The sequence below is a fragment of the Escherichia sp. KTE172 genome, assembly GCF_000408845.1.
In the GTDB taxonomy this organism is placed as follows: domain Bacteria; phylum Pseudomonadota; class Gammaproteobacteria; order Enterobacterales; family Enterobacteriaceae; genus Escherichia; species Escherichia coli.
Genome location: NZ_KE137316.1, coordinates 2,815,361 through 2,827,271, shown reverse-complemented (window position 1 = coordinate 2,827,271; position 11,911 = coordinate 2,815,361). Strand labels below are relative to the sequence as shown.

Annotated in this window: 11 protein-coding genes; 3 read left to right on the top strand and 8 right to left on the bottom strand. The window is 50.2% G+C overall.

The genetic code is table 11. The annotated features are described in order from the left end of the window. Positions 1–3: 3 nt before the first annotated feature. The 5 genes from yiaO to yiaK all read right to left on the bottom strand — a co-directional run bounded on the left by yiaO (position 4) and on the right by yiaK (position 4,350). The gene (yiaO, locus tag G434_RS10375; RefSeq protein ID WP_000776922.1) at positions 4–990 is read right to left on the bottom strand and encodes a 2,3-diketo-L-gulonate TRAP transporter substrate-binding protein YiaO; all 987 of its coding nucleotides are present in this window, start codon (positions 988–990) and stop codon (positions 4–6) included. A gap of 12 nt (positions 991–1,002) precedes the next feature. Further along, entirely contained in the window at positions 1,003–2,280 is a 1,278-nt protein-coding gene (gene yiaN / locus G434_RS10380) for a 2,3-diketo-L-gulonate TRAP transporter large permease YiaN (protein ID WP_000279612.1), read from the bottom strand. Between the two features lie 2 nt (positions 2,281–2,282). Beyond that, complete coding sequence (yiaM, locus tag G434_RS10385; RefSeq protein WP_000721664.1) at positions 2,283–2,756, bottom strand: 2,3-diketo-L-gulonate TRAP transporter small permease YiaM; 474 nt, start codon at positions 2,754–2,756, stop codon at positions 2,283–2,285. Positions 2,757–2,873: 117 nt separating this feature from the next. Continuing rightward, positions 2,874–3,341 carry a NanQ anomerase/TabA/YiaL family protein gene (locus G434_RS10390; protein WP_000576052.1) on the bottom strand — a complete coding sequence of 156 codons (468 nt, stop codon included), beginning with the start codon at positions 3,339–3,341 and terminating at the stop codon, positions 2,874–2,876. A 10-nt stretch (positions 3,342–3,351) separates the two neighbouring features. Next, positions 3,352–4,350 carry a 3-dehydro-L-gulonate 2-dehydrogenase gene (yiaK, locus tag G434_RS10395; RefSeq protein WP_000869020.1) on the bottom strand — a complete coding sequence of 333 codons (999 nt, stop codon included), beginning with the start codon at positions 4,348–4,350 and terminating at the stop codon, positions 3,352–3,354. 201 nt (positions 4,351–4,551) lie between these two features. Here yiaK and yiaJ point away from each other — a divergent pair, with 201 nt between their 5' ends. After that, positions 4,552–5,400 (top strand): IclR family transcriptional regulator YiaJ, encoded by an 849-nt coding sequence (yiaJ, locus tag G434_RS10400; protein WP_000514241.1) that lies wholly within the window; start codon positions 4,552–4,554, stop codon positions 5,398–5,400. A gap of 101 nt (positions 5,401–5,501) precedes the next feature. Further along, positions 5,502–5,975 carry a 4Fe-4S binding protein gene (locus G434_RS10405; protein WP_001309843.1) on the top strand — a complete coding sequence of 158 codons (474 nt, stop codon included), beginning with the start codon at positions 5,502–5,504 and terminating at the stop codon, positions 5,973–5,975. Positions 5,976–6,013: 38 nt separating this feature from the next. Here G434_RS10405 and avtA read toward each other — a convergent pair whose 3' ends face one another. Further along, positions 6,014–7,267 carry a valine--pyruvate transaminase gene (avtA, locus tag G434_RS10410; RefSeq protein ID WP_000144359.1) on the bottom strand — a complete coding sequence of 418 codons (1,254 nt, stop codon included), beginning with the start codon at positions 7,265–7,267 and terminating at the stop codon, positions 6,014–6,016. A gap of 177 nt (positions 7,268–7,444) precedes the next feature. After that, complete coding sequence (gene malS / locus G434_RS10415; RefSeq protein WP_000761238.1) at positions 7,445–9,475, bottom strand: alpha-amylase; 2,031 nt, start codon at positions 9,473–9,475, stop codon at positions 7,445–7,447. A 319-nt stretch (positions 9,476–9,794) separates the two neighbouring features. Between malS and G434_RS10420 the strand changes: the two genes are divergently transcribed. Further along, positions 9,795–10,619 carry a protein bax gene (locus tag G434_RS10420; RefSeq protein WP_001297957.1) on the top strand — a complete coding sequence of 275 codons (825 nt, stop codon included), beginning with the start codon at positions 9,795–9,797 and terminating at the stop codon, positions 10,617–10,619. 107 nt (positions 10,620–10,726) lie between these two features. Here the strand turns inward: G434_RS10420 and xylR are convergent, their stop codons facing one another. After that, on the bottom strand, positions 10,727–11,905 hold the full coding sequence (gene xylR / locus G434_RS10425) for a D-xylose utilization transcriptional activator XylR (RefSeq protein ID WP_000494484.1): 1,179 nt from the start codon (positions 11,903–11,905) through the stop codon (positions 10,727–10,729). Positions 11,906–11,911: the final 6 nt, after the last annotated feature.

The following is an 11,911-nucleotide window of genomic DNA, read 5'->3' as shown; positions in this document are numbered from 1 at the left end:
GGTTTATTGCACCTCATCCACGGCTTTCAGCAGGTCAGCGCCCTGCGGAACATCTTTTACAAACATGTCGCGGACCTGAGTACCCAGCGCGTCGCTAAAGGCTTTGCGGTCGAGATCGGTGATGACTTCCACGCCCGCATCTTTCATACCGTCGATGATTTTTTGCTGATCTTCGGCAACCAGTTTGCGCTGATAGTTACCCGCTTCTTGTGCAGATGAAACTAGCGCCTGCTGGAACTCCGGGCTTAAGCCATCAAACTTCGCTTTGTTGATCACCACCAGAAGTGGCGAATAGGCGTGGTGCGTCAGAGAAAGGTACTTCTGTACTTCGAAAAATTTTGCTGACCAGACGACGTTGATAGGGTGTTCCTGAGCGTCGATAGTGCGGGTTTCCAGCCCGGTATAGACTTCGGCAAACGGCATCGGAATCGGGTTAGCGCCAAAGACTTTGAATGCGGCGATATTCATCGGGCTATTGTTGGTGCGAATTTTCAGCCCTTTCAGGTCGGCGGGGGTTTTAACCGGTGCGCGCGAGTTGGTGACATCGCGCCAGCCGTTTTCCCAGTAAGCGAGCACTTTCAGACCTTTACCTTCAAGGGAGACTTTCAGGTCATCACCGACTTTGCCGTCGAGCGTTTTATGCGCGTGGGCGGTATCGCGGAACAGGAAAGGGACATCAAGCAAGTTCATCACTGGTGATAACCCGGCAAAGTTATTCGAGCCGGACATTTCCATATCGATGGTGCCGCCACGCACGCCGCTGATCATCGCCTGCGCATTACCGAGGGTGCTATCCGGAAACAATTTTAATTTCAGTTCGCCTTTGGTTTTTTCCTGTAATAATTCATTGAATTTTTTCGCCGCAATATGTTGCGAGTCGGTTTGTGATGTTTCATAACCGAAACGTAAAGATTGTGCCGCCAGAGAAGATGTGCTGAACGCCGCCACTCCGGCAATTAATAATGCGTAGGTTACAGAGCGTAATTTCATAATATTTTCCTTTTAATTAATCCATTTCAAAGGGAGGATGATGAGATCGGGAATAAAAACAAATACGACTAATAATGAATATAAAACCAGGACGTAAGGGAAAACGCCTCTGACTGCATCATCGAATTTGAGTTTTGCCACCCCTGAAATAACGTTAAGCACATTACCGATAGGCGGTGTAATTAAGCCGATTGAGCAGTTAATGATAAACATGACACCGAAATAAATCGGATCGATTCCTGCCTCTTTAACTAAAGGCATTAATACCGGGGTAAGAATTAATACCGTCGGCGTTAAATCCATGACCATGCCGACAATCAGGATAGCCACCATAATGACGATAAACAGCAGACGCGGTGAATCGACCAGCGGTTGCAGTAAATCAGAAACCATCATCGGCAGTTCAGCAATGGTGATCAGCCAGGCGGAAACTTGTGCCGAGGCCACCAGAAACATCACCACTGAGGTCGTTTTCGCTGCGCCAATGAGCACATGCCAAAGTGTGGCGAAGGTCATTTCACGGTAAATAACTGTGGCGACAAACAGCGCATAGAAAGCAGCAACGGCCCCGGCTTCGGTAGGGGTAAACAGACCGGAGCGAAACCCGCCAATAATGATGACTGGAAGAAACAGCGCCCAGATACCGGAGACAAAAGAGTGCCAGATTTCCTGCATCGTCGCTTTTTGCTGGCGGGGTAAGTTAAGACGACTGGCCTGCCACCACCAGGTAAGCATCAGCGTTGCGCCCATCATCATGCCAGGGGCAATGCCCGCCATAAACAGCTTACTGATGGATAATCCGCTGGAAACGCCGAAAATAATAAACGGAATGGAAGGGGGAATAATTGGCGCGATAATGCCGCCAGAGGCAATCAGCCCCGCCGCCCGGTTGACCGGGTAGTTGGCGCTGCGCATCATCGGCACCAGTAGAGCGGCAACGGCGGCGGTATCCGCAACGGCAGAACCAGAAAGGCTTGCCATAATCATAGCCGCCAGCACGCCGACGTAGCCCAGCCCGCCTGGTTTATGCCCCACCAGTTTCATCGGCAGGTCAACAATGCGTTTTGACAAGCCGCCCGCATTCATGATTTCACCCGCCAGCACAAAGAACGGAATCGCCAGCAGGGAGAAGCTGTCGGCTCCGTTCACCAGCGTTTGTGCCATGATCTGGACATCAAACATCTCCAGCCAGAACATTAACGCCGCCCCGCACAACAACAGTGCCCAGGCAATAGGCAAACCGATAGCAATACCACCCAACAGACAGCCCAGAAAAATCAGCACAGCCATGATTAAGCTCCTTGCGGTGGCGACGTTAGAGAATTGCTACGCGTGATGAGTTGATATAAATGACGCAGTTCAAAGAATGCGATAACGAGGCTGGTGGGCAGACAAGCGGCATACATCAGGCCGATAGGCAAACCGAGGATCGGTGAATAATCGCTCCAGTCCTGAATTGTTTTTAGCGTTGCGCCCCAGGCCAGTGCGCCACAAATAAATAAGATTAAGGAATGGGTAACCAGAGCGACTCGTCGCTGCCATGCGGGGGAGAGTTTCTCCACCAGAAAGGTGACCTGAACGTGGGCGTTATCCATAAAAGCCACAATCGCGCCAATAAATGTTAACCAGACAAATAAATAACGCGACAATTCATCTACAGATAAAATACTTGTTTGAAAACCATATCTTAAAATAATGTTTATAAACACAATACAGGAAAGTACGGCGAGATTAATCGCCAGTATTGCTTCAAGTATTTTTTTCATAGCTATTCCTTGAGGCTATGTTTGTCATAATTCAAGTTGCATGTGCAGCAACCTGAATTATTAATATGGTTAGAGTAATGACATTACCCAGGCGTTCTGTCATGGACGCTTATCCGTTTAATTCAGCGCCGTTAATGCGACTTTAACCACAATTTTTCGTATCTCGGAGGCTGTTTGCAGAATACAACCTGGGCGATGAACATCCTGAGGGAAGAAAATGGCGTAACTACCGGGTGTCATTTTAATAAATGATTCGTTTTCGCAATGGTGATAAAAAATAATATCTCGTTGCTCTAATAACGACTCACTGACTTTATTATTTCCCGTATCAATAGCAATGCCGATTTTCTCCTCGCCCCACGCCAGATATTGAATATCAATATAGCGACGATGGACTTCCGGGCGATTTTCTTCTGCCGGGCGCGTCGTTAAATCGATAATTTGCGCATAAATATTTTTGCCGTCGATTTCGACAACGCCCGGCTCCAGGGCGTTGAAATCGGTAGCGCGCAGAAAATCGAGCGCCTTTTCAATGGCGGCAGGCAAACGACACGGGTCAGGCTGCGCGATATGTCCAAAAATCATGCTTATCTCCTTATAACGCCTGGATTTTTGCCCACACGCTGTCATCAACGGTAATACCGTTACGGCGGTTTTCGGCTAGCAGGGTGGTAAATTCATGGCCGGGTAAGCGGATGGCCTGGTTTTCATCGGCGCGTTCAGCGGTGGTGATGTAATCCATGATGCGTTGCAGCTTGGCATCGCGGGTGGCACCGTCGATCAATTTATCCACTTCAATGGCGATAAAGATTTGCGAAACACCATATTCGTCGCTGTTATCCTGGGTGACTTCGGCAACCGATGCGCCGTCGGAAAGCAGGGTGGCTATCATATCCAGCACGATCGACATACCGGAACCTTTCCAGTAACCCATCGGCAAAATGCGGCGATTTTTCTCGATAACGCCAGGTTCTTTGGTCAAATTGCCCTCATCATCAAAGCCACCATCTACCGGGAGCTGACGACCTGCCAGGCGGTTAACTTCTAACATGCCGTAGGAAAACATCGACATCGACATATCGACCATGGTGATCGGCGTAGAAGGAATGGCGACGATCAGCGGGTTAGTGCCGATGCGACACTCTTTTGCGCCCCACGGCGGCATTACGGCGATGGAGTTGGTCCAGCAAATGCCAATATAGCCTTTTTCCGCCGCCTGCCAGCCGTAGCTACCGCCGCGCATCCAGTGGTTGGCATTACGTAGTGCTACCAGACCAATACCGTGATCGGCAGCCAGTTCAATGGCGCGATCCATCATCTTTTTCGCCGTCAGATTGCCGATTGAACGCTGAGCGTCCCATTGCTCGATAGCGCCAAGAGTGGTTATACGTTTGGCTTCGGCATCAGGAATGATATCGCCATTATCCAGTTGTTGGATGAAGCGTGGGAAGCGGTTAACACCGTGAGAATAAACGCCGGATTCGGTGGTGCGGGCGAACATCTCGGCACAGGCATCAGCCGTTTCGCTGTCAACGCCGCGTGAAATTAAGACTCGATTAAAGGCTGCTTTTAACTGCTCAAATGTCACTTTCATCCTTGGCTTCCTTGTTTTTTTTGATCGCTTTTTTGGCATAAAATTTCAATATGCGAAATCTGATTTCAAATATATCGATCGCTTTTTAACAAAGCAATCTGATTGATGAATTTCAAAAAACTTAAAAATCAAGTGGTTATAAATTATCTGTCGAGATCGTGAACTACGACACACTTTGCGCTACCATCAGGACGCGACAAAATGGGGAAAGAAGTGATGGGAAAAAAAGAGAACGAGATGGCGCAGGAAAAAGAGCGTCCAGCCGGAAGCCAGAGTCTGTTTCGCGGGTTGATGCTGATTGAGATTTTGAGCAACTATCCAAACGGTTGTCCGTTGGCGCATCTTTCGGAGCTGGCTGGTTTAAATAAGAGTACCGTCCATCGCTTATTGCAGGGATTACAATCCTGCGGCTATGTGACCACCGCGCCCGCCGCAGGGAGTTACCGCCTGACTACCAAATTTATTGCCGTCGGGCAGAAGGCGCTGTCTTCGCTGAATATCATTCATATCGCCGCTCCGCATCTTGAGGCACTGAACATCGCCACTGGTGAAACCATTAACTTCTCGAGCCGCGAAGACGATCACGCTATTTTGATTTATAAGCTGGAACCCACAACCGGGATGCTGCGAACCCGTGCCTATATAGGCCAGCATATGCCGCTCTACTGTTCCGCAATGGGCAAGATCTACATGGCGTTTGGTCACCCGGACTACGTGAAGTCATACTGGGAAAGCCATCAGCATGAGATCCAGCCGTTAACCCGCAATACCATTACCGAGCTGCCCGCGATGTTCGACGAACTGGCGCACATTCGTGAAAGCGGAGCGGCGATGGACAGAGAAGAAAACGAACTCGGCGTCTCTTGTATTGCTGTTCCGGTGTTTGATATTCATGGGCGGGTGCCGTACGCCGTGTCGATTTCTCTTTCGACATCGCGTCTGAAACAGGTGGGGGAGAAAAATCTCCTGAAACCACTGCGTGAAACCGCGCAGGCTATTTCTAATGAACTGGGATTTACTGTCAGGGACGACCAGGGCGCGATCACATAACGCTTTGGACAAGTGCCAAAACTTTAACATTTCCTTCGTTGGATCAAAGCAGTAGAGACGCGCTCTCTGGCACTCTGCTGTTTTAGTGCAAAGGAGTGATCATGAACCGGTTTATTATTGCAGATGCGACGAAATGTATCGGTTGCCGTACCTGTGAAGTGGCTTGCGCAGTGTCGCATCAGGAAAATCAGGATTGCGCTGCGTTGTCACCAGACGAGTTTATTTCCCGTATTCGTGTCATTAAAGACCACACATGGACCACGGCTGTAGCCTGCCATCAGTGTGAAGATGCACCGTGCGCGAATGTCTGCCCTGTTGACGCGATAAGCCGCGAACATGGGCATATTTTCGTTGAACAATCACGTTGCATTGGGTGTAAAAGCTGTATGCTGGCTTGCCCGTTTGGTACGATGGAGGTCGTTTCTTCGCGCAAAAAGGCGAGGGCGATTAAGTGCGATCTGTGCTGGCATCGGGCGACGGGACCGGCCTGTGTTGAAGCCTGCCCGACAAAGGCGTTGCAGTGCATGGATGTTGAGAAAGTGCAGCGGCATCGGCTACGGCAGCAGCCTGTTTGAAACGTTTTTCCGGCGTTTCTCAACGCCGGAATAGCGTATTAATGGCTTTCAGCCCAGGCGCGTTCAATCTCTTCTGCCAAAATCTTCACACCCGCCTCAATTTTCTCCGGCTCTGGTACGTAGTTCATGCGCATACATTGATGCGTATGCGGCCACGGTTTATCCAGCCCTGGGAAGAAGTTGTGCCCCGGCACCATCAGCACGCCGCGTGCTTTCAGGCGCTGATAGAGCTGCTCGGTCGTAATGGGCAAATCCTTAAACCATAGCCAGAGGAAAATGGCTCCTTCCGGTTTATGAATCAGGCAGCGATCTTCCGGTAAATAGCGGCGAATGATGGCGATAGTTTCCTGAACACGCTGGTAGTAAAACGGTTTGATGACTGTTTCAGACAGGCGCAGCAGATCGTTACGCTTAATCATTTCACACATCATCGCCGGACCAATACCGCCAGGTGCCAGGCTGATAATGCCGTTCATATTGGTGATGGCGGTGATGATTTTTTCATTGGCGATGATAATGCCGCAGCGGGAGCCAGGTAGACCCAGCTTGGAAAGACTCATGCACAGTACGATATTCGGATTCCACAGCGGGCGCGCTTCGCTGAAGATGATACCCGGGAACGGGACGCCATAAGCGTTATCAATCACCAGCGGAATGCCATGTTGATTCGCCAGCGCGTCAAGCTTCAGCAACTCTTCGTCAGTAATCACATTGCCTGTTGGATTCGTCGGCCGGGAGACGCAAATCATCCCGGTTTCTTCGCCAATATGCAGATGCTCAAAATCGACGTGGTATTTAAACTGGCCTTCCGGCAGCAGTTCAATATTCGGACGCGCAGAGACAAACAGATCTTCTTCCAGTCCGGCGTCAGCGTAGCCAATGTATTCCGGTGCCAGCGGAAACAGCACTTTTTTGACCCGACCATCGGCACGGCGTCCGGCGAACAGATTAAATAAGTAGAAAAACGCGCTCTGGCTGCCGTTTGTTAGTGCAATATTCTGTGGTTCGATATCCCAACCCAACTTCTCGCGCAGCATTCCGGCAAGCAGTGTGAGTAGCTCCGTTTTCCCCTGTGGACCGTCGTAATTGCACAGTGCATCAGTCGCTTTGCCACTTTCCAGCATGTCGGTCAGTAGCGTCTGGAAGTAGTCCTGCATTTCCGGGATCTGCGCCGGATTACCGCCGCCGAGCATAATCGCGCCGGGCGTGCGTAAACCGTCGTTCAGATCTTCCATCAGCAGCGTAATGCCGGAGTGGCGGGTAAATTTGTCACCAAAAAGGGAGAATGTCATAGCGGGATATCTGTCGAACTCTGTAGCAAGGAAGGTAACAATAACGCTACATTTGCTGGGGTGCAAATCGCTCTGTTGAAGAGGGAGCGGTGCTTTATCCTGCAACGCTGATTAGAGCTGACATTTTATCCTGGTTGGCGGCTTCCCGAGGTACTGACGAACGGGAAGCCGGAAAAGTCACTGTTGCCCAGCCCAGATGACCAGCACTTTATCGTCGCCATGCTCACGAACAAAGCCGTAGCCCTGCTTCAGCGAAAGTGTCGTTTGTTTGCCCGCGCCAATTGCGGGATGGCGGGCGCGGAACTGGCTGATTTTCTGCCAGTGCGCGACGCTGGCGGCAGATTTACCGCTAACATCCTGCCAGTTCATATCCGAACGCGTACCTTGCAGCGGATCCGAACCGGTGGGGCCGAACGGACGCGAGGATTCATCACCATAAAAGATTTGTACCGCGCCTGGCGCTAATAATAATAACTCTGCTGCTTTGTCGCCCCCTTCACGGAACAGGCGGGTATCATGCGACGAGAGGTAGCTCAACACGTTGAAATCCTGCAATTTCTCCGCCATTTGCTGCCAGGTCGTATCCATCTGCGCCAGACAATCGACTGCTTTAGCCGCCTGCTCCTGATAATCGAAATTGATCATCGCATCGAAGCCGTGGCGATAGTAGTCACTTTGCATCACGCCGTGGCCCCAGGCTTCACCGGTCATCCAGAAAGGTTTGTCATCTAATGCTTTGTCGGGGTTAGCTTTTTTCCATTCGCGAAGCGCGGCGCTGGCTTCGGTTTTCAGTTGCTGCCAGGCGGGCAACTCAACATGTTTGGCGGTGTCGACCCGAAAACCATCAATCCCATAGTCGCGGACCCACTGACTTAACCAGTGGGTTAAGTAATCGCGAGGGGTAAAGCCGTCGATGACTTTAGCGTGGGTATCCGTTTTGTTTTTATAGAACACTGGCAGACCAGAAGCGGTCGTTGATTCGGTTTTGATATCCGGCAAAAAGGCCAGCGACATAGTGAGATCGTCGAATCCAGGATTGTCGTAATCGCCGATATCGGTTCTGATCCAGTTTTTTCCCCACCATTTATCCCAGCCTGTTTTGTCGCTGAAATTAATGTAATCGTTAAAGCTATGCCAGGTTTGCCCGGCGGCAGGTTTCCAGTCGCTCCAGCGTTCACCCAACGTTTTTTTCACTTCGTCACCAGAAAGATATAACGCGCCAAACTGATACTCCTGCATATCCGCCAGTGTGGCATAGCCGGTGTGGTTCATCACGACATCAAAGAGAATACGAATACCGCGCTGATGCGCGCTATCAACCAGTGTCCGTAGATCGGCTTCACTGCCCATATTGGCATCAAGATTCGTCCAGTCCTGTGTGTAATAACCGTGGTAGGCATAATGCGGGAAATCGCCTTTTGTACCGCCGCCGACCCAGCCGTGAATTTGCTCAAATGGGGCACTTATCCATAAAGCATTGACGCCCAGCTGCTGGAGGTAATCCAGTTTGTTGGTCAGGCCGCGTAAATCGCCGCCGTGAAAAGTGCCAATTTCTGCCATACCGTCTTTATGACGTCCGTAACTCTGGTCATTACTGGGATCGCCGTTTTCGAAACGATCTGTCAGCACAAAGTAAACCGTGGCGTTATGCCAGTCGAAAGGGGCAGGGGCGTCAGTTTCCGCCCGTTCCAGCAGGAGTAAACCGTTGCTGGTGGCAGCGGGTTGTAACGTTATTTGACCGTTCTTCACGATCGCAATTTGCTGGCTGTAATAATCCCGGACTGCGGCTCCCTCCGGAAAAGTGGCGCTGACATCCAGTGTGAGCGGTAATCCATCCCATATCGGGCATTCACGGACCAGGCTTGCTACCGGTTCGACGGCGTTCTGGATGGAAATCATCAATGTTGGTGTACCGGAGCGGGTGTCTAGTTGCAGCGTATATTCGCCGTCCCTGAACAATCGCCATTGAGGCGGCGTGTTGCTACAAGGTTGCAGGGAAAGCATCTGATTGAGTTTTATCGCATCCGCAGGCTGCCAGCACTGTTGGTCAAAATTTAGCGTTAGTGGACGCGTACCTTTGGGCAACTGCGCGTGGCTGACAAATGTTCCCGTCCCCTGTTCGCTAAAGGCGGGAAACCCCGGAGAAGTCCAGCTGGCGGCAACGGCGAAGCCAGGAAGGAGTGTCAGAAAACAGGCGGCGAGTTTCATGGCGGATGAGTCCTTATTGCTGCGATTTCAGACAGTTTGCCAGCGATAAGCCAGACAAAACTCATCCCTGAGCGGTAAGTCCACAGGATGAGAAGCAAGGGTGAGCGATCGCGCGCAAAAAACGGCTGAATTTTGCGATAAACCCCACATTTTCTGCGATTTAGCGCCAATCTGAATCGTTAACTCGTGACATAGTTTCAGATTTGGACTATTCCTTGGGGTGCTCTTGACAGCTATTTTTGATATGATTTGAGATTCAACTCTCAAATTTGTAAAAAATATAAGGTGTTGGAATGATTAAATCCGACCAGGAGACCTGATGATTTTGACTCCCATACGACGATATGGGGCGATGATTCTTATGTTACTCACTCTGGTGTTTTCGAGTGAGGTGTTAGCGAAGACGCACACAACAACAGCGAGTCAAAAGTCCCACTTAACTAAAGCTAGTAATAAACAGGTAAGCAGTAAACAAGAGTATTCTCGCAATAGTGCAAAGAGTAGTTCACTTCCTGATTTGCGAAAATACCCTTCCGGAACACCAAGGAAAAAGGCGTTTCTCCGGACTGTAATGCCTTACATTACCAGCCAAAATGCGGCCATTACTGCGGAACGTAACTGGCTCATTTCAAAACAGTATCAGGGCCAATGGTCACCTGCTGAGCGTGCGCGTCTGAAAGACATCGCCAAACGCTACAAGGTGAAGTGGTCTGGTAATACGCGAAAAATCCCGTGGAATACCTTGCTTGAACGCGTAGACATTATCCCCACCAGTATGGTAGCGACGATGGCTGCAGCAGAAAGCGGTTGGGGAACGTCGAAGCTGGCGCGCAACAACAACAATCTGTTCGGCATGAAATGCATGAAAGGACGTTGTACTAATGCGCCGGGTAAAGTGAAGGGGTACTCACAGTTTAGTTCTGTCAAAGAATCGGTGAGCGCCTATGTTACTAACCTGAATACGCATCCGGCTTACTCTTCGTTCCGTAAATCGCGTGCACAGCTGCGTAAAGCAGATCAGGAAGTGACTGCCACAGCGATGATTCACAAGCTGAAGGGCTACTCGACCAAAGGGAAGAGTTATAACAACTACCTGTTCGCAATGTACCAGGATAACCAACGGTTAATCGCGGCACATATGTAATTGCATTTCCTCGAGCCTTATCCGATTTGTCTGTCGGATAAGGCTTTTGCTCGCATCAGGTGGCTGTGCTGAGTTCCCTGATGCTACGTCGACAATTCTCATCATCGCTACAACATGACCTCGCTATTTACATCGCGATACTCTTTTGGCGTCGTGTCATATGCTTTTTTAAAAACAGAGTAGAAATATTGCAGCGATGGATAACCGCACATTTGCGATATCTCATTGATCGACAAGGTGGTTGAAATCAGCAGACTGCGCGCTTTCTCCAGCTTCTCGGCATGAATCATGGCATGGATGGTTTCACCCACCTCTTCTTTAAAACGCTTCTCAAGATTGGAGCGCGAGATCCCGACCGCATCCAGTACCTGATCCACTTTAATCCCTTTACAGGCGTGATTACGAATGTAATGCATGGCCTGAATAACGGCGGGATCGGTCAGCGAGCGGTAATCTGTTGAGCGCCGTTCAATGACGCGAACTGGCGGGACCAAAATCCGCTGTAGCGGCATTTCTTCTTTATCTAATAATCGATGCAATAGTTTTGCCGCCTGATAGCCCATTTGCCGTGCGCCCTGAGCGACCGAAGAAAGGGCGACACGCGACAGATAGCGGGTCAGTTCTTCGTTATCGATGCCAATCACGCATAATTTTTCCGGTACGGGAATATGTAGATGTTCACATACTTGCAGAATATGCCGCGCCCGGGCGTCAGTAACGGCAATAATTCCGGTTTGCGGTGGGAGCGTTTGTAGCCAGTCTGCCAGCCGATTTTGCGCGTGTTGCCAGTTCTCTGGCGCGGTTTCTAATCCCTGATAAACCACTCCGCGATACTTTTCTTCGGCGACAAGCTGACGAAATGCATATTCGCGTTCAGTGGCCCAACGTTTACCGCTTGATTCCGGAAGACCATAAAAAGCAAAGCGGTTAACGCCTTTCTCTTTTAAATGCAAAAATGCGCTTTCAACCAGCGCATAGTTATCGGTGGCAATGTAATGAACGGGTGGGTAACTTTCGGCAAGGTGATACGAGCCGCCAACCCCAACAATGGGGACGTCGACATCAGCCAGCGCTTGCTCGATCTGTTTGTCGTCGAAGTCGGCAATGACGCCATCTCCTAACCAGTCCTTGATTTTATCAATGCGGGCGCGGAAATCTTCTTCAATGAAAATATCCCATTCCGATTGTGACGCCTGTAAATATTCCCCTACGCCTTCTACTACCTGCCGGTCATAGGCTTTATTGGCATTGAACAGTAATGTGATGCGGTGACGTTTAGTAAACATGGTTCT

Bases quoted from the DNA above. Each gene is read 5' to 3' on its own strand.
- yiaO (WP_000776922.1), bottom strand. From the start codon at position 990: ATGAAATTACGCTCTGTAACCTACGCATTATTAATTGCCGGAGTGGCG.
- yiaN (WP_000279612.1), bottom strand. From the start codon at position 2,280: ATGGCTGTGCTGATTTTTCTGGGCTGTCTGTTGGGTGGTATTGCTATC.
- yiaM (WP_000721664.1), bottom strand. From the start codon at position 2,756: ATGAAAAAAATACTTGAAGCAATACTGGCGATTAATCTCGCCGTACTT.
- G434_RS10390 (WP_000576052.1), bottom strand. From the start codon at position 3,341: ATGATTTTTGGACATATCGCGCAGCCTGACCCGTGTCGTTTGCCTGCC.
- yiaK (WP_000869020.1), bottom strand. From the start codon at position 4,350: ATGAAAGTGACATTTGAGCAGTTAAAAGCAGCCTTTAATCGAGTCTTA.
- yiaJ (WP_000514241.1), top strand. From the start codon at position 4,552: ATGGGGAAAGAAGTGATGGGAAAAAAAGAGAACGAGATGGCGCAGGAA.
- G434_RS10405 (WP_001309843.1), top strand. From the start codon at position 5,502: ATGAACCGGTTTATTATTGCAGATGCGACGAAATGTATCGGTTGCCGT.
- avtA (WP_000144359.1), bottom strand. From the start codon at position 7,267: ATGACATTCTCCCTTTTTGGTGACAAATTTACCCGCCACTCCGGCATT.
- malS (WP_000761238.1), bottom strand. From the start codon at position 9,475: ATGAAACTCGCCGCCTGTTTTCTGACACTCCTTCCTGGCTTCGCCGTT.
- G434_RS10420 (WP_001297957.1), top strand. From the start codon at position 9,795: ATGATTTTGACTCCCATACGACGATATGGGGCGATGATTCTTATGTTA.
- xylR (WP_000494484.1), bottom strand. From the start codon at position 11,905: ATGTTTACTAAACGTCACCGCATCACATTACTGTTCAATGCCAATAAA.